At 43.3% G+C, this 20,576-nt stretch carries 21 protein-coding genes; all 21 read right to left on the minus strand.

Annotated features, from left to right (window positions below; all coding sequences use genetic code 11):
• Positions 1–42: 42 nt before the first annotated feature.
• Positions 43–1,098, minus strand: coding sequence for a stage II sporulation protein D (gene spoIID, locus NST81_RS16450; protein WP_327796694.1), 1,056 nt, complete (start codon positions 1,096–1,098; stop codon positions 43–45).
• A gap of 224 nt (positions 1,099–1,322) precedes the next feature.
• Complete coding sequence (gene murA, locus NST81_RS16455; protein ID WP_327796695.1) at positions 1,323–2,633, minus strand: UDP-N-acetylglucosamine 1-carboxyvinyltransferase; 1,311 nt, start codon at positions 2,631–2,633, stop codon at positions 1,323–1,325.
• Between the two features lie 32 nt (positions 2,634–2,665).
• Positions 2,666–3,391 carry a YwmB family TATA-box binding protein gene (locus tag NST81_RS16460; RefSeq protein ID WP_340396436.1) on the minus strand — a complete coding sequence of 242 codons (726 nt, stop codon included), beginning with the start codon at positions 3,389–3,391 and terminating at the stop codon, positions 2,666–2,668.
• A gap of 296 nt (positions 3,392–3,687) precedes the next feature.
• A complete protein-coding gene (locus tag NST81_RS16465; protein ID WP_003353330.1) occupies positions 3,688–3,924 on the minus strand; it encodes a DUF1146 family protein in 237 nt (78 codons plus the stop codon).
• A 506-nt stretch (positions 3,925–4,430) separates the two neighbouring features.
• Entirely contained in the window at positions 4,431–4,826 is a 396-nt protein-coding gene (locus NST81_RS16470) for a F0F1 ATP synthase subunit epsilon (protein ID WP_270583867.1), read from the minus strand.
• A 24-nt stretch (positions 4,827–4,850) separates the two neighbouring features.
• On the minus strand, positions 4,851–6,272 hold the full coding sequence (atpD, locus tag NST81_RS16475; RefSeq protein ID WP_003353333.1) for a F0F1 ATP synthase subunit beta: 1,422 nt from the start codon (positions 6,270–6,272) through the stop codon (positions 4,851–4,853).
• Between the two features lie 84 nt (positions 6,273–6,356).
• The gene (gene atpG, locus NST81_RS16480; RefSeq protein ID WP_341030344.1) at positions 6,357–7,214 is read right to left on the minus strand and encodes an ATP synthase F1 subunit gamma; all 858 of its coding nucleotides are present in this window, start codon (positions 7,212–7,214) and stop codon (positions 6,357–6,359) included.
• Positions 7,215–7,253: 39 nt separating this feature from the next.
• Positions 7,254–8,762, minus strand: coding sequence for a F0F1 ATP synthase subunit alpha (gene atpA / locus NST81_RS16485; RefSeq protein ID WP_003353335.1), 1,509 nt, complete (start codon positions 8,760–8,762; stop codon positions 7,254–7,256).
• Positions 8,763–8,918: 156 nt separating this feature from the next.
• Entirely contained in the window at positions 8,919–9,452 is a 534-nt protein-coding gene (locus NST81_RS16490; protein ID WP_003353336.1) for a F0F1 ATP synthase subunit delta, read from the minus strand.
• On the minus strand, positions 9,449–9,964 hold the full coding sequence (locus NST81_RS16495; protein WP_341030345.1) for a F0F1 ATP synthase subunit B: 516 nt from the start codon (positions 9,962–9,964) through the stop codon (positions 9,449–9,451). Before NST81_RS16495 ends, NST81_RS16490 begins: the two co-directional genes overlap by 4 nt.
• 125 nt (positions 9,965–10,089) lie before the next feature.
• Positions 10,090–10,308, minus strand: a complete 219-nt coding sequence (gene atpE / locus NST81_RS16500) for a F0F1 ATP synthase subunit C (protein WP_003353338.1) — start codon at positions 10,306–10,308, stop codon at positions 10,090–10,092.
• Positions 10,309–10,375: 67 nt separating this feature from the next.
• A complete protein-coding gene (atpB, locus tag NST81_RS16505; RefSeq protein ID WP_327796697.1) occupies positions 10,376–11,086 on the minus strand; it encodes a F0F1 ATP synthase subunit A in 711 nt (236 codons plus the stop codon).
• Between the two features lie 347 nt (positions 11,087–11,433).
• Positions 11,434–11,655: an AtpZ/AtpI family protein gene (locus NST81_RS16510; protein WP_270583863.1), complete on the minus strand. Its 222-nt coding sequence runs from the start codon at positions 11,653–11,655 to the stop codon at positions 11,434–11,436.
• 365 nt (positions 11,656–12,020) lie between these two features.
• Positions 12,021–13,163 carry a non-hydrolyzing UDP-N-acetylglucosamine 2-epimerase gene (wecB, locus tag NST81_RS16515; protein ID WP_341030348.1) on the minus strand — a complete coding sequence of 381 codons (1,143 nt, stop codon included), beginning with the start codon at positions 13,161–13,163 and terminating at the stop codon, positions 12,021–12,023.
• An 18-nt stretch (positions 13,164–13,181) separates the two neighbouring features.
• Positions 13,182–13,811 carry a uracil phosphoribosyltransferase gene (gene upp / locus NST81_RS16520; protein ID WP_048624238.1) on the minus strand — a complete coding sequence of 210 codons (630 nt, stop codon included), beginning with the start codon at positions 13,809–13,811 and terminating at the stop codon, positions 13,182–13,184.
• Positions 13,812–14,070: 259 nt separating this feature from the next.
• Positions 14,071–15,432, minus strand: a complete 1,362-nt coding sequence (locus NST81_RS16525) for an FAD-binding oxidoreductase (RefSeq protein ID WP_048624239.1) — start codon at positions 15,430–15,432, stop codon at positions 14,071–14,073.
• Between the two features lie 200 nt (positions 15,433–15,632).
• Entirely contained in the window at positions 15,633–16,883 is a 1,251-nt protein-coding gene (gene glyA, locus NST81_RS16530) for a serine hydroxymethyltransferase (RefSeq protein WP_341030355.1), read from the minus strand.
• A 546-nt stretch (positions 16,884–17,429) separates the two neighbouring features.
• A complete protein-coding gene (locus tag NST81_RS16535) occupies positions 17,430–18,032 on the minus strand; it encodes a TIGR01440 family protein (RefSeq protein WP_048624559.1) in 603 nt (200 codons plus the stop codon).
• Between the two features lie 29 nt (positions 18,033–18,061).
• Positions 18,062–18,535, minus strand: a complete 474-nt coding sequence (rpiB, locus tag NST81_RS16540; RefSeq protein WP_003353348.1) for a ribose 5-phosphate isomerase B — start codon at positions 18,533–18,535, stop codon at positions 18,062–18,064.
• 283 nt (positions 18,536–18,818) lie between these two features.
• Positions 18,819–20,117, minus strand: a complete 1,299-nt coding sequence (locus tag NST81_RS16545) for a methyl-accepting chemotaxis protein (RefSeq protein ID WP_270583859.1) — start codon at positions 20,115–20,117, stop codon at positions 18,819–18,821.
• An 18-nt stretch (positions 20,118–20,135) separates the two neighbouring features.
• Positions 20,136–20,561: a low molecular weight protein arginine phosphatase gene (locus NST81_RS16550; RefSeq protein ID WP_048624241.1), complete on the minus strand. Its 426-nt coding sequence runs from the start codon at positions 20,559–20,561 to the stop codon at positions 20,136–20,138.
• Positions 20,562–20,576: the final 15 nt, after the last annotated feature.

Here is a 20,576-nt window from a genome sequence, read left to right on the forward strand (position 1 = left end):
GAAGTGAGTCTCATTATGAAAAAGGCGAAGATCCCTCACCTTTTAAGGAATCGCCGTTTTCTTTCCGTTTTCACTTGATTTTTGCGCGGTGATCCGGTTTTTCAAATAATCGTCTGAAGAGGCAATTTGCACATGTTGATAATAATATTTTAAAATCTGTATGTAATTTTTCCCTTCTTTTGCCATTCCATTAGCACCATATTGGCTCATACCAACCCCGTGGCCGTATCCTTTTGTCGTAATCGTCATATGATCGCCTTTTATCACCCAGGAAAAATCTGCAGACTTCAGCCCAAGCTTTTCCCTTATCTCCCTTCCCGTAAATTCTTTCCCAGCAATCAAGACTTTCCCGACTCGATTGCCAGCTGTCCGTTGGATGACAGTACCGGCATCTTTTTTATTTTTTAAATGAACCCCTAATTTTTTTTCAAACTCTTTTACGGGGATGACCGTCTTGGAGTAATATTGCGGAGATTTTTTATCCCATGGGCTTTTGACGCTTTTTAAATACGGTATCGGCTGTTTCCAATAATCCTCCGAGTTTTCCGTATAACCGTTGCTTGTCGAAAAAAACGAAGCTAAGATAGGTTCCCCATTATAAGTTAAAATTTTTCCGGCCGTTTGGCCCACCGCTTCTTCTATTTTTTTCATCTTCCACTGATAATCTTTTCCCCATATTTGTTTTAATTCCTCAGGGCTTTTATACACTTGGTCTTTCACCGTATCGGTGACATCCGCTCCGTCCGGCGCATCAGAACCTTTCATTAATTTTTTGACAATAAACGTTCTAGCCGTTAAGGCTTGCGCTTTTAATGCCTCCATTTCAAAATCCGCCGGCATTTCCGAGGCCACCACACCAGCCACATATTTTTCCAACGGCTCTTTTTCCGTTTTATGAAGTTGAGATCTATATACCGCCACTTCTACGCTTGATTGTTTTTCCAACTGAGACTGGCTCTTATTCGCTGAAATCTTTTCAGTCATTTTTCCGCTCGTCCCTTGATCGGAAAACGGAATGACAAGCAAGGCCGGTATAATCATCGCTGATGTAGTCAGAATAGCTAATAAAATAAAAAGTGGATTCCAGTTCTTCATCATGTATTACGTCCTCCAGTAACGTTTTTTGAGACAGAAAGGGCAATAGCTTTTCTCATCTCCAACATATGGCGGAGGACAAGCTTTTATGTCAGAAATTTGTTGAATAGAGTCCGGATGATCGGGGCATAATGGTGGATGGATTCTTTTTCGAACGTGGAAATAAAAGAGGCCGCCCGTTGGTGGAAAACATGAAAAAATCCCGCTTTTATCAAGCGGGCCGGCCATCACGCTTTCACATCTGTGATGGCAACTTTTTCCGTCAGGGTTTCTTGGTCTTCTTCGTTAACGCGGATAATATCGGCTCCCAGCGAGGCCAGCTTACCATGGAAATTCACATATCCCCGGTCCAAATGCTTTAATTCCGTTACACGGGTATATCCGTCAGCGACTAAGCCTGCAAGTATCAACGCAGCTGCTGCACGCAAATCGGTAGCCGTCACTTCAGCTCCCTGAAGCTTACACGGTCCGTTAATAATAACGGAACGTCCTTCAATTTTAATGTTCGCATTCATGCGTCGGAATTCTTCCACATGCATAAACCGGTTTTCAAATACAGTTTCCGTAATCACACTGGTACCTTCTGCTTTCAGCAAAAGAGCCATCATTTGTGATTGCATGTCTGTCGGGAAACCGGGATGCGGCATCGTTTTAATGTCCACAGCTTTTAACTTTTCCGGACCGATGACTCGGATGCCGTTCGCTTCTTCAATGACAGTCACGCCCATTTCTTCCAATTTGGCAATAAGAGAGGTAAGATGCTCAGGAACGGCTCCCTGAACCAGTACATTTCCTCCCGTAATAGCCGCAGCTGTCATAAAAGTGCCGGCTTCGATTCGGTCTGGAATAATGGCATGTTCCGCCCCGGTCAAATAATCAACGCCTTCTACACGAATCGTACCTGTACCTGCTCCTCTAACATTTGCTCCCATTTTATTGAGAAAATTCGCTAGATCGACAATTTCCGGTTCTTTGGCGCAGTTTTCAATGATCGTTGTTCCTTCTGCCAATACAGCAGCCATCAATATATTTTCGGTCGCTCCTACACTAGGAAAATCAAGGTAAATTTTCGCACCTTTTAATCGGCCGGGAACTTCCGCTTCTATAAAACCGTTGCCAACTTTGACAACAGCCCCCATTGCTTCAAAGCCTTTTAAATGCTGATCGATCGGTCTGGATCCAATTGCACAGCCACCGGGAAGGGCTACCCGCGCTTTACCGGTACGGGCAAGCAACGAGCCCATGACTAATACAGACGCCCTCATTTTTCGTACATATTCAAACGGGGCCTCTACAAAAACCTCTCTAGATGCGTCTACTATGATTGTATTGTCTTCAAAGTTCACGTCACAGTTTAAATGACGCAGCACTTCGTTAATGGTATACACATCGGAGAGAGCAGGTACATCACGAATGATACTTTTTCCTTTACTTGCTAATATTGTTGCAGCGATAACAGGGAGAACGGCGTTTTTTGCGCCTTCCACTTTCACTGTGCCGTTCAGCCTTTTTCCGCCGCGGACGATGATTTTTTCCAAGAGTATTCCCCTCCGCGTCCTAATTCTCTATATTAATATTCAACTGTAATGATTGGTGTGCCAATGACAAAGGATGTATTGGCGTCCAATTGTTCTTCTCTCAATCCAATTTGCAAATTCATCCGTTTTTCTTTCAGAGGTAAGCTCTGACTGAATTGTTTTGAATAAGCTGAAATGGAATAGAGATCGTCTTCTTTCAGTGCTTCCGTTTCTTTTGCATTTAATGCCGTCATCATAGAGGAAACTTGATTTGACAAAACTTCCTTAAGTTTACCATTGAACTTCCCCTTTATACAAGAGAAAACCAGAGGGTGGTGAATAAAAATTTTCGAGTAATTTTCTTCAAACCCTCCATGAATAAAAGAAAGATTTTCTTTTTTCAGGTCACTTCCTTCAACTGTATAAAGGACATACGATTGTTCGTTTTCATTGGAAACAATTTGAATGGTTTGGCGGATATTTCCTTTGGTTGATACAGCAGAGTATGAACTCTCATTACTATTTGTATTTTTGGACCAAGCCCAGTGTGAAAACTCCGCCTGAAGCTTCCGTACAGTTTGTCCAATTTTTTCACTTTGAATCGGTTCCCTCGTGTGTAAAGACCATGAAGAAATCGTTCCATTCATACTTTCCGCCAGATTAGCAAGTGTTTCGATTTCCGGTTTCGGATTCACCGCTATCGTGTTTTTCCCCAAAAGTACGATTGAAAAACCCATTATGCCAATAATAATGACGAAAATGATATAATTTCCTTTCATACATCTTCTCCCCTTTGGTAACAGTGTTTCCGGTTACCTGGGAGAAATACGTGGGAATAATCGTCATCTTTCAACAATGAGTCTTGTGTACATTTTCACTTGCTAATCAAGCAAACAAAAAGCAGTTTAAAAAAACTGCATCCAAAGAAAATAATAAATAAAATTTTTAAAAATTCAAGTGTGAAGAACGAACTAAATTCTCAGGACCATCCAAAATTGAAAATCGATTCATTTTCCCTATGATCAAGAGGAATCGTCATCTTTCCGGCCGCTTTTCCGATCCAAAAAAACAAAAATTATTGAAACATCATTGGCAGCTGCTGCGACCATAGCAAATAATCCAAGAAAAATTGGCTGACCACTGAACCAATAGCAATTGTCAACAAGACGTATAACAGCCTGGCTTGAAAGACTCTATTGGGTTTAATCAGCTTCTCAAACCTTAGCGCTTGCAAAGCCCAAAATGTAATCGCTATAAACACCAAATGGGAAAGAATGCTGAGGAGCGCTTGTTGTCCAAATTGTGCAACCATCCTGACCTCTCCTTCCAGGTTTTCCACCTGCCAGCTATTGTAGCATAAATCTTACATAGAGAACGACTGTCATTCCACTTTCTAATCGATGATCCATCCTTACCGATGATTGGCCGAACAACATAGTCTCTTCTTGAGAATGATGGTTTCATTCTTTTGAAAAAAGAGATTTGATTCCCCCATGAATCATTCCTGTTCTTTCGATTCAATCAAAAATCAACAGGTCAACCTTCCTCTCACTCTAAAGACCATGCCTTCTCTTTCCTGCTTCCATATTTTTCGTTCCAAACTCCCGCTGATATGACCATTTTTTCCATAAAATCAGCCTTTATTCCGTTTAACGTCTTACCTAAAATAAACGAAAAAAGTCAGCAACCATTCTTTTTTACGGTGAGCAATAGATAAACGAAAAGCAGAATGATCATTTCATTAGTCCGATAAAAAAGCTGATCCAAACAAGAAAGCGGAAATTTCCTGTTCAGATCAGCCTAGGTTGGTCATTCCAATTATTTATGTTTGTATATATTGATGCGGTTCACAGCCCGCTTTAATGCCAATTCTGCCCTCTTATTATCCATGTTTTCTTGCCGCAGACGGCGCTCTGCTCGTTCTTTTGCTGCTTGAGCACGTTCAATATCAATATCTTCCGCCCTTTCAGCAGCTTGCGCCAAAATCGTCACTCGATCAGGACGAACTTCCAAAAAGCCTCCGCTGACAGCAATCCATTGTGTATTATTGCCATTTTTCAAACGAACAGCACCGATTTCTAAAGGAGCAACCAACGGAATATGTCCGGGTAAGATACCGAGCTCCCCACTGGTCGCTCTGGTACTTACCATTTCCGCTTCTGATTCATGAACCGGGCCATCAGGAGTGACGACAGTGACTTTCATTGTTTTCATATGAATACCTCCTGAACCCTTTTATTATACTTCTACTCCCATTTCTTTCGCTTTTTCGATTACATCTTCGATCGGACCTACAAGACGGAATGCATCTTCCGGAAGATGGTCATATTTTCCTTCCAGAATTTCTTTGAACCCTCTTACCGTTTCTTTTACAGGCACATAGGAACCAGGTTGTCCCGTAAATTGTTCCGCCACGTGGAAGTTTTGAGATAAGAAGAATTGAATGCGGCGAGCGCGATGTACAACAAGTTTATCTTCGTCGCTTAATTCATCCATCCCTAAAATGGCGATGATATCTTGCAATTCTCTGTAGCGTTGCAGCGTTTGCTGAACTTGGCGAGCCACTTTATAATGCTCTTCGCCGACGATTTCAGGTGTCAACGCCCGAGACGTAGAAGCAAGCGGGTCTACTGCCGGATAGATCCCCATTTCAGAAAGTTTCCGTTCAAGGTTGGTGGTTGCATCCAAGTGAGCGAAAGTAGTCGCTGGAGCCGGGTCAGTGTAGTCATCGGCAGGCACATAAATCGCTTGAATTGATGTAACCGAACCAACATTTGTAGATGTAATCCGTTCTTGAAGTTGTCCCATTTCCGTTGCCAACGTAGGTTGATAACCTACCGCAGAAGGCATACGTCCCAACAATGCGGAAACCTCAGAACCTGCTTGCGTAAACCGGAAAATATTGTCAATAAAGAGAAGTACGTCTTGTCCTTGTTCATCACGGAAATATTCAGCCATGGTAAGACCGGTAAGGGCTACACGCATACGGGCACCAGGCGGCTCATTCATTTGCCCGAACACCATCGCCGTTTTGCTGATAACCCCGGAATCTTTCATTTCATGATAAAGGTCATTACCTTCACGAGTCCGTTCTCCTACACCGGAAAATACGGAAATACCGCCGTGTTCTTGTGCGATGTTGTTAATCAATTCTTGAATTAAAACCGTTTTTCCTACTCCTGCACCGCCGAACAAACCGATTTTACCACCTTTAATATAAGGCGCCAACAAGTCGACTACTTTAATTCCGGTTTCCAATATTTCCACTTCGGTAGAAAGTTGTTCAAATTTTGGCGCTGGACGATGAATAGGATCGCGGCGTGCATCTTCAGGAATTGGTTCATCTAAATCGATGGTTTCCCCTAATACGTTAAATACCCGTCCTAATGTTACGTCTCCGACAGGAACGGAGATCGGTTTTCCTGTATCGATTACTTCCATTCCGCGTTGCAGACCGTCTGTGGAAGCCATGGCAATCGTACGAACCGTATCATCGCCTAAGTGAAGCGCTACTTCCAATACGAGATCAATGCTTACTTCTGATTCCGTTTTTGCTTCGTATTGTACTTTTAACGCGTTGTATATATCGGGAAGCTGGCCGCTCTCGAACTTCACGTCAACTACCGGACCCATTACTTGAAGAACGTGTCCTTTGCTCATTATGTTCCCTCCTAACTAGCTTTTAGCAGATCAAAGACTGCCACATTCAAAAATTCTATCGCTTGTTTCCGCAACGAACTAGAGTTACTCCAATGCAGACGCTCCGCTGACAATTTCCGTGATCTCTTGGGTAATAGAAGCTTGGCGTGCACGGTTGTATGACAGCGTTAAAGTGTCGATCAGTTCCAAAGCATTATCTGTTGCATTTTTCATGGCTGTCATCCGTGATGAATGTTCGCTCGCTTTAGAATCTAAAATGGCGCCAAATATCAGGCTTTCTGCGTATTGCGGAAGCAGCACATCCAATATTTCTTCCGCCGAAGGTTCGTATTCATAAGAAGTAAGCTTATTCGCCGGTGCAACATCCGTCAAAGGCAAAAGCTGCTTCTCTGTCACTTCATGTTCGATGGCGCTGACATAATGAGTGTAGTACATATGAAGCTCATCGAACGTTCCGTCTATATATAAGTTCACCGTTTTATTCGCGATGCTCCGAATATCCGTAAAACTCGGATGATCGGGCACTCCCACCATATCATAGACGACATTCATTCCTCTATTTACAAAGAAGTCTCTGCCCACTCGTCCAAGTACAATAATCGCGTACTCATCTTCTGATTTGTGGCGTTTTTTAATGGTGTTGTAAACGAGGCGAAGAACGTTGCTGTTATATGCTCCCGCCAAACCCCGGTCTGCGGTGATCACCAAATACCCGGTCTTTTTAACGGGGCGGGAGACCAGCATCGGATGTTTGATATCTTTGCTTCCGGCCGCAATGCTGGCAACGACGTCCTGCATTTTTTCCATATACGGAACAAATGCTTTGGCATTTAGTTCCGCGCGGCTGAATTTCGAAGCGGAAACCAATTGCATAGCCTTGGTGATTTGGCTTGTTTTCTTTGTAGTATTAATACGAGTTTTTATATCGCGTAACGATGCCATCCGTTCTCACCACCCTTATACTTAATGAATTCCATTTTGTTACTCGGATTTCGCAAAGGTTTTCTTAAAGCCGTTAATGGCTCCTGCCATCTCTTCGTCGCTCGGCAAGTTACCTGTGGAACGGATTTGATCAAGCACCGCTTGTCCGTTTTCATCCAACCAAGCGTAAAATTCTTCTTCAAAGCGGCGGATATCTTCTACCGGGATGTCATCTAAAAATCCGCGAGTCAACGCATAGAGAATCATGACTTGTTTTTCTACTTTGATTGGTTTATTTAAATCTTGCTTTAATACTTCTACGGTACGGGCACCACGAGCCAATTTTGCTTGAGTCGCTTTATCAAGATCAGAACCGAATTGAGCAAATGATTCCAATTCACGATAGGATGCCAAGTCCAAACGCAAAGTACCGGCCACTTTTTTCATGGCTTTAATTTGAGCGGCTCCCCCTACACGAGATACAGACAAACCAGCGTTAATAGCCGGGCGTACACCGGAGAAGAATAAATCCGATTGCAAGAAAATTTGTCCATCTGTGATGGAAATAACGTTTGTTGGGATATAGGCCGAAATATCCCCTGCTTGTGTTTCAACAAACGGCAATGCTGTCAACGAACCAGCGCCTTTCGCATCGCTAAGTTTTGCAGCACGTTCAAGTAAACGAGAGTGAAGATAGAATACATCCCCCGGATATGCTTCACGGCCAGGTGGACGACGGAGCAGCAAGGAAAGTTCACGGTACGCAGCAGCTTGTTTGGATAAATCGTCATAAACGACCAACACATGCTTGCCGTTGTACATGAATTCTTCACCCATCGCAACGCCGGCATAAGGTGCCAAATACAATAACGGTGCTGGTTGTGATGCAGAAGCTGTCACCACGATCGTGTAATCTAATGCGCCATTTTTGCGCAGCGTTTCAACCGTTGTCCGAACCGTCGATTCTTTTTGGCCGATTGCCACATAAATACAAATCATGTTTTGGTCTTTTTGGTTGATAATCGTGTCAATCGCGATGGATGTTTTACCTGTTTGACGGTCCCCGATAATTAACTCCCGTTGTCCTCTTCCGATCGGTACAAGAGCGTCAATGACTTTAATACCTGTTTGAAGAGGTTCATGAACAGATTTACGATCCATTACCCCTGGAGCAGGACTTTCAATTGGACGAGTTTTTTTCGTATTAATCGGTCCAAGACCATCAACCGGTTGTCCGAGAGGATTTACAACACGACCAATGAGTTCTTCTCCAACCGGAACTTCCATAATACGTCCTGTACGACGAACTTCGTCACCTTCACGAATATCCGTATATGGTCCTAAAATGACGATCCCTACGTTATTTTCTTCCAAGTTCTGCGCCAATCCCATAACGCCATTTGAAAACTCCAAAAGCTCGCCAGCCATGACATGATCAAGGCCGTGGGCACGAGCAATACCGTCACCGACCTGGATGACAGTGCCTACATCATTTACTTCCATATCCGCCTGATAATTTTCGATTTGCTTTCTTATCAGCGCGCTGATTTCTTCAGCTTTGATGCTCATGCGTTTCACCCCTTCTTATTTATAGAGCAGAATGAAAGGAAATAGCGTTATAGTTGTCGTCCCGCTATTTCACGCCATTCATTCAACGAATAAGCGAGAGACTCTGCAACGAGTGCTGCTCGCCGTTTAATGATTTATACGTATACGTTGTATAGTCTAGCTAATCAATTGTTTTAACCGATCAAGCTTTCCGCGAAGGCTGCCGTCAATAATGCGATTCCCGATTCTGACTTTCAAGCCTCCTAAAAGCTTCGGATCCACAACATTTTCAATTTTCAAAGTTTGCTTCCCGACTTTTTCAGCCAATACAGCTGACAGTGAAGATTTTTCTTCTTCATTTAATGGGCGTACACTCGTCACCGTCGCTTCTGCAATTCCACGCTCGTTATTGGCCAAGGCTATGTATTCTTCAGCCATTTCCAACAGGTGATCTTCGCGGTGGTTTTCCATCATAAGAAGCAATGTATTGACAATAAACGGAGAAGCAGTTGAAAACGCCTGTTTAACTAATTCTTTCTTTTTGGACATGTCCACTTTCGGCAGTTTCAAGAAGAACAGCAATTCCGGAGTTTGCTGTAAAACCTCTTTTACTACACTCATCTGTTCCCCAATCAGAGCTACTTGATCGTTCTCTTTTGCAACTTGGAAAAGAGCTGCCGCATAGCGATTGGCTACTATAGAATTACTCATCGCCCTTCTCCTGCCTCTTTAATAAAATCTTGGATTAATTTTTCTTGATCTTGCTCGCTCAATTCTTTTTCAATGACTTTCGAAGCAATCAATACAGATAAAGAGGCCACTTGATCACGCAATTCTGCCACTGCTTGTTCTTTTTGACGATTGATTTCAGCTTTTGCGAACTCTTTCAAGCGTTCTGCTTCTTGTCTAGCTGCGGCAATAATCTCATCTTTTTGCCGTTCACCTTGTTTTTTGGCATTTTCGATTAGAGCTTGGGCATCTTCTCTAGCTTTTTTCAGTTCTTGACGAGTTTCTTCTAAAAATTTATTCGCTTCAACACGGCTCTTTTCCGCCGCTTCAATTTCATTCGCAATATGATCTTCGCGCTGTTTCATGATTCCCACGAGCGGGCCCCATGCATATTTCTTTAACAACGCCAATAAAATAATAAACATCAATAATTGGAAGATGATATCTCCACTGTTGATGTGTGCTTCTCCCAATACAAGCGCGTTTGTCAACACGTATTATTCACTCCCTTCAAGAGTCAGCTCCCTAACCATAACAATCCAGCAGGAATACGGTACATAAAGGAATGGCGAAGGTTCGCATGGAATGATCTTCGCCATTTGCAACTTAATTCCAGTGATTATCGATTCAAAACCATGAATGCGATAACTACGGCAATAATTGGAATCGCTTCAACTAACGCTACCCCAATGAACATAACCGTTTGAAGCATCCCGCGTAGTTCTGGTTGACGAGAAATACCTTGTACCGTACGAGATACGATTAAACCGTTACCGACACCTGCCCCAATTGCTGCCAACCCTATTGCAATTGCTGCTGCTATTACACCTAAACTCATGATTAAGTTCCTCCTTTAAAATATATAAAAAGTTCTTCTTTCAAATAATGATATAATGAATTTATGTTTAATGGTCTTGGCTGATTTTATGAGCCATGTAAACCATTGTTAACATCGTGAAAATAAATGCTTGGATTGAACCGACAAAAATACTGAAAGCTTGCCATGCAATTGTCGGAATAATGGCCGCAATAGTGCCACCGACACTTGACGCCAAACCACCGGCCAACAGCGAAAGCAAGATTTCCCCCGCGTAGATGTTTCCGTAAAGCCGGAGCCCCAGAGTCAATGTATTGGCGAATTCTTCGATTATTTTTAAAGGGAATAAAAATTTCATCGGTTCAAAGTATCCCCGTACATATCCGCCAAACCCTTTCATCTTTACGCCGTAATAATGAGTTAATACTACAATCATAACTGCAAGCGTAAGTGTAATGGCAGGGTCGGATGTCGGCGACTTCCACCATAACTTGTGATCTACCACAACGGAAAATGGAAGACCTAGCATATTGGATACAAAAATATACATAATCAAAGTAAGGCCGAGAATATGAAAACGCCCGCCCGTTTTCCAATCCATGTTGCTTTGAATGATATTCTTTACAAAATCCATGATCCATTCCATGAAATTTTGCATTCCTGTCGGTTTCAAAGCAAGCTTCCGTGTGGAGATGATCGCAATTAAGAATACAATCACACTTGCCACTGTGATCATTAAAACATTGGACAGGTTAAAAGTAAGACCCATAAATTCCACTATTGGAGCTTCATGTTCCAATTCTTATCACCTCTCTTCCACGTTACCTAAATTAGAATGGATTCATTAAATCTATCATAATGACATTTACTGCCATTATTTCTATATTGAAATATAAGGAGAAGAATTCAACCCGGAAAGCGAAGGGCAGCAATGAGGCTGTTTTGCCTGTTAGGTAAAACGTCAAGGCCTCAGCTTTTTGACAATATCGGACAGGCTCACCGAACCCCCGATAAATTCCAAGCTTGTCCATTGGCAGGCTATGCTTGTATACAAGCTATAGAAAATGCCTTGCGGAGCAGATAAATGGAGAACTGGCAGAATTCACAGTAATAATGCCATTCATAGCTTTCAAATATTTTAACGCACTAATCCCCTGAATCGAAACGGCGTATTGTACGCAGCATCGCCAGTATTCCGGCCGCTAATCCCGATAAAAGCCCAATCACTAAAAACAGAGGTTCTGTTTGGCATTTGCCATCGATCCATCTACCGAGAAATATCCCGATCAAAACAGATCCTGCCAGCTGAGATAAGATGGTGCTGTAGAGAGCCATTGCCCGAAATGGACTTTTATGTTTTTGAGCCATTCATCACCCTCACATTCAAGCGGGAGCTGACCCGAACTTCAAAAAAATACAAGCGTTTTCACCACGCTCAGTTTATTCAAATAACTTCTATTATTTCCTTTGTAAGCATACAATAGAGACCTTGCAATGTCAATGTGTTTACAGTGAAAAAGATCACAAAGCATTCACAAATTTTCACAAAGTTTTCACAAAGTTTTCGCAAATTCTGTGAATTTTTTTCATTTTATTCAACTAAAGAGTTAGGTTACAAATGGCCGATTTGCAAAAAATCCCTTAACTTTCGACATTAAGAAGTCTCGTCCGCTTTTTGTTCCTTCCGACTGCGATGAAAGCGGCATTCATAAAGAGTCTCCTGCTTGGAGACTCTATGAAAAACGATCCGGTTTTTGGCTCGTTCTTTTGAAATAATAGCGCACCGCTTCCGCAATTCGGCGGGATGCTTCTCCATCCCCATAAGGGTTGACGGCTTTTGCCATTTTCTCATATTCATGCGGGTCCGTTAAAAGTTCTTTAGTCAATCGATAAATACGCTCTTCTTCCACCCCGGCAAGTTTCAGTGTACCCGCTTCAATCCCCTCGGGCCGTTCTGTTGTATCACGAAGCACCAAGACCGGCACGCCAAGGGAAGGCGCTTCTTCCTGCACCCCTCCTGAATCCGTTAAGATTAGATGGGCCCTGGCTGCGAAATTATGAAAATCAATCACATCTAGCGGTTCAATTAAATGAATTCTTTCGTTATCTCCGAGAATTTCCATTGCGATTTCCCGTACTGCTGGATTCAAATGAACCGGATAAACCACTTGAACATCTTTCATTTCCTCTACAATCCGCTTAATGGCCCGAAACATATTGCGCATTGGTTCGCCCAAGTTTTCTCTCCTGTGGGCTGTTAATAAGATCAGGCGGTCCGTGCCAACCTTCGTTAAGATCTCATGCTGATAATCGCTTTTGACAGTTGTTTTTAATGCATCAATGGCTGTGTTTCCCGTTACAAAGATGGTGTCTTTCTTTTTGTTCTCCTGAATCAAATTGGCTTCCGCTTTGGCTGTCGGCGCAAAATGAATATCAGCAAGAATACCAGTTAGCTGCCGGTTCATTTCTTCTGGAAACGGCGAGTACTTATTCCACGTCCTAAGCCCCGCTTCGACATGACCAACCGCAATTTGGTTGTAAAACGCCGCCAGGCTTGCAATAAACGTCGTTGTCGTATCTCCATGAACTAAAACGATGTCAGGCTTGACTTCTTTCATCACTTTATCCAGGCCTTCCAAGCCTTTTGTCGTCACATCTGTCAACGTTTGTCGATCTTTCATGATATTGAGATCATAATCAGGTTGAATCCCGAAAATATCCAGCACTTGATCCAACATTTGGCGATGCTGGGCCGTCACTGCCACAATCGTTTCAAAATCTTCCGGATACTTTTTTAATTCAAGCACAAGCGGAGCCATTTTGATGGCTTCCGGCCGGGTTCCGAAAATGGTCATTACTTTAATTGGAGCACTCATATTCGCACCTACTCTACCTTATTTTGTACCGAATAATCGGTCTCCTGCATCTCCGAGACCTGGAACAATATATCCTTTTTCGTTTAGTTTTTCATCTAAAGCAGCGATATAAATGTCAACATCTGGATGGGCTTTTTTTAGTGCTTCAACCCCTTCTGGAGCAGCAATCAGGCACATAAATTTAATGTTTTTGGCGCCGCGTTTCTTCAGGGAATTCACCGCTTCAACGGCAGATCCGCCCGTTGCCAGCATCGGGTCCACCAAAATAAAATCTCTTTCCTCCACATCGGATGGAAGCTTCACATAATACTCAACTGGCTTTAACGTTTCGGGATCCCTGTATAGTCCGATATGACCTACTTTAGCGGCAGGAATGAGCTTTAAAATGCCGTCAATCATTCCAATACCGGCACGCAATATCGGAACAACACCTATTTTCTTTCCTGATAAAATCTTTGCATTTGCTTTTCCAACAGGCGTTTCGACTTCAATTTCTTCCAAAGGCATGTCACGGGTAATTTCAAACGCCATTAAAGTAGCCACTTCATCCACTAGTTCCCGAAACTCCTTTGTTCCGGTATTTTTATCTCGTATAAAAGTTAGCTTATGCTGGATCAGCGGGTGATCAAATACATATACTTTCGCCACGAATCTCGCTCCTTTGATGATTTTCACTATGTAACTGTAATATAACCTTGACAAAGTTCTACATACTTCAACTTATTTTACAAAAAAACATATGGATCATCAAGAAAGGATCACGAAAACGTGATCACTGACGGGAGAGAAAACCATTTTCTTTCTAAATGAGGAAAACACACTTTTTCCCTTTTAATATACAAAGGCCGGCCGAATCGGAAAAGGAGGAGACTTAAGCCCCCTCCTTTTCCATTTATTTTAAACTCTTTTAATAGATTTTTCCTGGATTCAAAATTCCTTCTGGATCAAGCGCTTTTTTAATGGTGCGCATCACATCGAGTCCTTCCGGATGCTCTTTCAGCAAATATTTCTTTTTCCCGATCCCAATTCCATGTTCTCCTGTACATGTGCCCCCTTGTTGAAGGGCATAATCCACAAGCGCCTCATTCATCTTTTGGAAACGGCCCACTTCATCTTGGTCATTCGGATCGATCGCAAGCGACGTATGAAAATTGCCATCCCCTACATGACCAAGGATGGCGGCGTCCAAATGATAGGCTTCCGCCAATTGCCTAGCCTTTTCCAATGCACCTGTCAGCTTGGAAATAGGAACGCAAACATCCGTAGAAACGTGAAGCTTCCCGGGGTATTTGCTTGTAATCGCAACAGCCGCTTGATGCCTTGCTTCCCACAATTGAGCTCGTTTGATGGAATCTTCTTCAAATTCGAAGGAAAGGCATCCGTTGTCTTCCATGATCTCTCTCGTCATTTGGATATCATGCTGAACCATTTCCCGGCTTCCGGCAAACTCTAAAAATAATGTCGGATGCACCATAAAATCGGTTCCTTTATAAAGATTAATCGCTTCTATCGTCCGAGAATCCACAAGCTCTATTCTTCCGATCGGTATGCCTCCTTGCAAAACAGCGGTAGCAGCTCCCCCTGCCGCTTTCAAATTTGGAAACACGACTTTGGCAGCCACAATTGCTTCAGGAATACCATAAAGTTTTAGTGTAATTTCGGTAAAAATTCCGAGCGTCCCTTCCGAACCAATCATCAAGTCCGCCAAATGCAGACCTGCTGATGATTTGACCGTTTCTCCTCCCATAGGAATCACTCGGCCGTCAGCAAGGACACAACGCAGTCCAAGCACATTTTGCTTCATTGCTCCGTAGCGGACTGCGTTTGTTCCGCTCGCATTCGTTGCCGTCATCCCGCCGATCGTTGCGTCTGCCCCTGGATCCACTGGAAAAAAAAGGCCGTATTTTTTTAAGTGCTTGTTTAATTGGATTCTCGTGACACCCGGTTCCACTTTGACGATAAAATCTTCCGGGCGCAGCTCCACAATCCGGTTCATCAAGGAAAAATCGATGCTGATTCCGCCCTTCACCGGAATGACGTGCCCTTCCAAACTAGTGCCCACTCCAAACGGTACAATCGGTATGCTGCGTTCTTTAGCAAAATGGACGATTTTGACGACTTCTTCTTCCGTTTTCGGAAATACCACCGCATCCGGCAAAACGGGTGTATGGTAAGAAAACCCTTTGCTATGGTGATCTAAAACGGTTTCATTTGCGCTTACCCGCGCTTCATCAGGAATGATGCCAAGCAACTCATCCTTTAACACCAACCAGCTCTCCTTTCGCAGCCCCTTATGGATCTCGGCGATAGCCGAATAGAGTAAAAATCATCAGTGGGAGTTCATCTTATCCCCCACTGATGGCAAGTTGACCTATCTGGCTTTTAGCCGCCATACCGCTACCGGATGCTGTTCTTCGATTGAGGCGGAGGTCATCGTCCGTTATGGGCATTAGAAAATGCCCAAACTTTTTAGCGTACAGAAGCCCCTTCGTAAAGCGGGAATTTTTCTGTCAACGCAGCCACTCTTGCTTTTGCCTCGTTCAATTTCGCTTCGTTTTCGCGATTTTTTAGAGCGAAGCCAATAATGGACGCCACTTCATCCATTTCCGCCAAACCAAATCCACGAGTAGTGACCGCAGCCGTTCCAATTCGAATGCCGCTTGTCACAAACGGGCTTTCCGGATCATACGGAATCGTATTTTTATTGACAGTAATGCCGATATCATCTAACACTTTTTCTGCTTCTTTTCCCGTCAGCCCTAATGAACGGACATCAACAAGAAGCAAATGATTATCCGTACCGTCTGAAACTAATTTCAATCCTTCTTTTTGCAGCCTTTCCGCCAGCCGTTTTGCATTATCAATGATATTTTGTGCATACACTTTGAAAGAATCTTGCATGACTTCCCCAAGAGCCACCGCTTTCGCTGCAATCACATGCATGAGCGGACCGCCTTGAATGCCAGGGAAAATGGCTTTATCGATCTTTTTGGCAAACTCTTCTTTGCACAAAATCATTCCACCACGCGGCCCCCGCAACGTTTTATGCGTAGTGGTGGTCACAAAATGAGCATACGGAACCGGATTTGGGTGTAAACCAGCTGCTACAAGACCAGCGATATGAGCCATGTCCACCATTAAATATGCGCCAACTTCATCAGCAATTTCCCGGAATTTTGCAAAATCAATGATACGCGGGTAGGCGCTGGCACCGGCCACAATAAGCTTTGGTTTGTGTTTCAATGCTTTGTTCCGAACATCTTCGTAGTCAATTCGATGCGTTTCTTTGTCCACGCCATATTCCACGAATTGATATTGCACACCGCTAAAGTTTACCGGACTTCCATGTGTTAAATGGCCGCCGTGGGATAAATTCATCCCTAGAACCGTATCGCCATGTTCCAAAACACTGAAATAAACCGCCATATTTGCTTGAGCCCCGGAATGCGGTTGAACATTAACGTGCTCTGCTCCAAAGATTTCCTTTGCCCGTTCGCGTGCGATGTTTTCTACAATATCGACATATTCGCAGCCGCCATAATAACGTTTCCCCGGATAACCTTCTGCATATTTATTCGTTAAGACAGAGCCTTGCGCTTCCATCACAGCTTGGCTGACAAAGTTTTCTGAAGCGATTAATTCAATTTTCGTTCTTTGCCTGTTCAATTCTTTTTGGATAGCTTCATATACAGCTTGATCTTGTTCAGCAAGTTTACCCATTCTTGTTCCTCCTTTAAGTTATAGCAACACAAAGCCTTTTCTCATTTTTCAAATTCTTTTTTATTTTAACATGATTTTTTCGGGTTATTAAAGGCGGTTTTTGATTTTTTGCTTTATCCAAATCCTGGTTTACCGGATGTTATTTTTCTCTTAAATAAAACGGGACATCCTAGTCCTTCCATTTCACCTCACCGTTTGAAAGTGTTAAGCAAAATGGACTTTTTGATAAAATCGTGCCTGTATCAAAGAAGAGACCCAATCGCAGCATCGTGCCTGAAAATCCAAATTTCCGTTCCGCTTTATTTTATCATCCAGCGCACAATGTCTTCATACGTTTCCACATTTGCCCTACTCATTTTATCAAACTCTAAAGAGAACAAATTCTTTAAAGAAAAGGCTGTTCCAAAAGTCCAATAAGAGCCCTTTGGAACAGCCTTTTCCAATAAAATTTCTTCTTAACAATGGATAGACTGCCATCCATCGTGTATAAAACAAAGTGAAGTGCCCTTCTGAACCGATACGATACGGCACGATACGGCGAAATTTTCAACGGCAGGCGCCGTTTTCGCTTGTTTCAACGGTATCATACACGGCCCGCGGACCACCGATCAGCTTCGGACGTGTCTTGGCAAGCGTAACATGTGCTTCGCCCAACGTTTTGACGGATACCCGAACCGGTACAGCCACATGTTTCAAATGCATTCCAATGAACGTATCGCCGATATCTATCCCTGCATCCGCCTTTATAAATTCTACAACCGTAGGGTCTTGTAAATGTCGGTATGCAAAAGCTGCCATAGCACCACCCGCTTGCGGCACGGGAACAACGGATACTTCCTCCAAACGCTCCCGAATGGCCAGCTCTTTTTCAACGACGAGCGCACGATTTAAATGTTCGCAGCACTGAAATGCCAAAAAGATTCCGTTCTGTTTCGCAAAGGATTGAAGCTTGTTAAAAATGGCTTCCGCTATGGAGATTGTACCTGATGTGCCAATTTTCTTTCCCGCTACTTCGGAAGTGGAACAGCCTACTACAAAAATTTGGCCTTTTTTCAACTGCGCTTGTTCTTGAAACTCCCGCAAAATGAGCGAAAGTTGTTTTTCCCATTCAAATCTTTCCTCTTCCGTAGCCTTCCACCGTCCTTCTATTCGTTTTTCCAAAACCTGTTCCTAAGCTGTTATGAGCGGTCATTTTTATCTGTCAAATGTTTTTCTTCATATTCTTTAATTTTTCCAATTCGACGTTCATGGCGACCGCCTTCAAACTCCGTGGTCAGCCACACTTCGGCAATTTCCCTGGCAAGACCCGGTCCGATGACGCGTTCGCCCATGGCGAGAATATTGCTGTCGTTGTGTTTGCGGGTTAATTTTGCCGTATAAACATCATGTACAAGAGCACAGCGGATTCCCTTTACTTTATTGGCCGAAATACTCATCCCAACTCCAGTTCCGCAAATGAGAATGGCGCGGTCAAACTCTCCGTTCGCCACTTTTTCAGCAACAGGCAAAGCATAATCCGGATAATCGACAGAAGTTTCCGTTTCACAATTGCAGCCAAAATCCTCATAATCTATTCCTAGTTCTTCCAGTAATTTTTTTATTTCTGCTCTTATATGAATTCCGCCGTGATCGGACGCAATCGCTACTTTCATGTTTGTTCCTCCTTCTCGGCCAAAGCCGAAGCCACTTTCGCAGAAATTTCTTCTTGTAACTTTATTTTGGCACACCCTGCAAAAAATATAAAGTATATTCGCTCTGAGATCTCTTCCGTCCCAGATGCCGGCTGTTTTCAAACGACAGAAAACCGACAGTGGCAGTATACGTGCGGATGTGTCCTTTCTTTCCACAAAATCTGCCGAATGTCGCACTTTAGATGGCAGGTGACGCCGTTTGAACAAAATAAAAAGAAGAGAAAAGCAGCCGGCTTTGTTGAAATCAGACCTGCTCCTCTTCAATACGGAATCTTGTAATCGTAGATTGAAGCTGTTTTGCCTGTTCTTTCAACTCCCTGGCAACTTGTTCAACCTTTTCCATATCTGCCGCCTGCTCTTTTGTCGACTCTGTCACTTGCTGAGCTCCTGCCGACGTCTCTTCCGCTATCGCTGCTACTTCCTGAGATTGTTGGGAAGTTTTTTGAATTCCTTCCATTTGTCCATCCACTAATGTTGAAATCGTATGAACAGCATTCGCCACTTCGTTAATGACCAATGTCATTTCTTCTATCGCGGAGTTGGTGAGGCTGCCCTTTTCCGCTTCTTCATTAGCCGATTCCACCTGTCTTGTAATTTGTCCGACCACATGCTCCACTTCTTTTTGAATGTCTTTTATCAATTCAGAAATTCCTTGAACAGCTTTAGCGCTTCCATCCGCGAGCTTCCGAACCTCTTCGGCAACGACCGCAAATCCTTTTCCGTGTTCCCCTGCCCGTGCAGCTTCAATAGAAGCATTGAGAGCCAACAGATTGGTCTGTGCGGCGATGTCCCCGACCAACTGTATGATTTGACCCACTTTTACCGCATTTTCTTCCAAGCGCTTTACCGCTTGCAAAGACTGCCTATTATCCAATGCAAGCTGTTGAATTCCGTCGATAAGAGATTGCATCGCTTCCTTGCTGTTTTGCAGTTCTTTGACCATTTCCTCTGCTTTTTGTTTCGAAGATTTTGCCTGAGTTTGAACTTCATGGGCAATTTTGGTGACATCCTCCATCGATTCGGCCGTGGCTTGGATCGCTCCGGCGGAACTTTCTGCGCCCGCAGAAATTTCGTCAATCGTTTGGGCAATGTCTTCCGCATGTTTGGACGCTCTTTCGACTTCTGTTAAAATTTCAAGCACTTTCGTGTTCGTTAAAGTAAAGGTAGTCTCGATTTGCCGTACCATTTCCCGTAAATTTTGCAGCATACCGTTAAACGCCAAAGCCAGCGAACGGATTTCATCATCACTCTTTGGCACTTTTACATCATGGACAATATTTCCCTCAGCCGCCTCAAGAGCCGCTTGTTCCAACAGCTGCAAAGGCTTCACAATGATCCGAGCGGCAAAAAACGCCAGGATGCCTGACCAAATAATTCCCAACAGAAGCGTGACAATCGTGAAGACCCTGTCGTCGGCACTTGAGAAAAATATGGGCCGTATTATGTAAATGAAAAAGGCGGAGCAGGAATATGTGATAAGTGCTACTAAATAGGTAAACAAAACCAACTTTTTTCTCAGCCCGAATTTAAACCGTTTTTTCATTGTTTTCTCTCCCTACCCTTATAGTTTAGCAGCCAATTGACGAATTAAGCTTTCCAATTCGTTGTACGTCTTCCTATATAATTCAACGGGACCTCCATAAGGATCGATAACATCTTCATGTCGGCCCAATACAAACTCTTTAATAGAAAACGTTTTATCCGCTGCTTTTGGAAACATTTGCATAATATAATTTTTATGGCTGGTTGTCATCGTGAAAATATAGTCAGCCCATTCAATATCCTCTTTTGTCAGCGTCCGGCTTTGGTGGCTGCAAGGAATATTCTTTTCTTTTAAAACCGTTTGGGCATTCACGGACATGCCGGCGCCATCTGCTGCAAAGATACCCGCAGATTTCACCTCAATCTGTTCGTTGATCTTTTTTAAAATGGCCTCGGCCATCGGACTTCTGCAAGTATTACCTGTGCAAACAAAGAGAACTCTCATTTTTCATGCCACCCT

This window comes from Bacillus sp. FSL W8-0223 (genome assembly GCF_038006805.1).
GTDB lineage: Bacteria > Bacillota > Bacilli > Bacillales > DSM-4216 > Bacillus_O > Bacillus_O smithii.

Coding starts and splice junctions, on each gene's coding strand:
- spoIID (WP_327796694.1), bottom strand. CDS start 1,098: ATGATGAAGAACTGGAATCCACTTTTTATTTTATTAGCTATTCTGACT.
- NST81_RS16460 (WP_340396436.1), bottom strand. CDS start 3,391: ATGAAAGGAAATTATATCATTTTCGTCATTATTATTGGCATAATGGGT.
- NST81_RS16465 (WP_003353330.1), bottom strand. CDS start 3,924: ATGGTTGCACAATTTGGACAACAAGCGCTCCTCAGCATTCTTTCCCAT.
- NST81_RS16470 (WP_270583867.1), bottom strand. CDS start 4,826: ATGAAAACAATGAAAGTCACTGTCGTCACTCCTGATGGCCCGGTTCAT.
- atpD (WP_003353333.1), bottom strand. CDS start 6,272: ATGAGCAAAGGACACGTTCTTCAAGTAATGGGTCCGGTAGTTGACGTG.
- atpG (WP_341030344.1), bottom strand. CDS start 7,214: ATGGCATCGTTACGCGATATAAAAACTCGTATTAATACTACAAAGAAA.
- atpA (WP_003353335.1), bottom strand. CDS start 8,762: ATGAGCATCAAAGCTGAAGAAATCAGCGCGCTGATAAGAAAGCAAATC.
- NST81_RS16490 (WP_003353336.1), bottom strand. CDS start 9,452: ATGAGTAATTCTATAGTAGCCAATCGCTATGCGGCAGCTCTTTTCCAA.
- atpE (WP_003353338.1), bottom strand. CDS start 10,308: ATGAGTTTAGGTGTAATAGCAGCAGCAATTGCAATAGGGTTGGCAGCA.
- NST81_RS16510 (WP_270583863.1), bottom strand. CDS start 11,655: ATGGCTCAAAAACATAAAAGTCCATTTCGGGCAATGGCTCTCTACAGC.
- wecB (WP_341030348.1), bottom strand. CDS start 13,163: ATGAGTGCTCCAATTAAAGTAATGACCATTTTCGGAACCCGGCCGGAA.
- glyA (WP_341030355.1), bottom strand. CDS start 16,883: ATGGGTAAACTTGCTGAACAAGATCAAGCTGTATATGAAGCTATCCAA.
- rpiB (WP_003353348.1), bottom strand. CDS start 18,535: ATGAAAGTAGCGATTGCGTCCGATCACGGCGGAATTCATATAAGAGCA.
- NST81_RS16545 (WP_270583859.1), bottom strand. CDS start 20,117: ATGAAAAAACGGTTTAAATTCGGGCTGAGAAAAAAGTTGGTTTTGTTT.
- NST81_RS16550 (WP_048624241.1), bottom strand. CDS start 20,561: ATGAGAGTTCTCTTTGTTTGCACAGGTAATACTTGCAGAAGTCCGATG.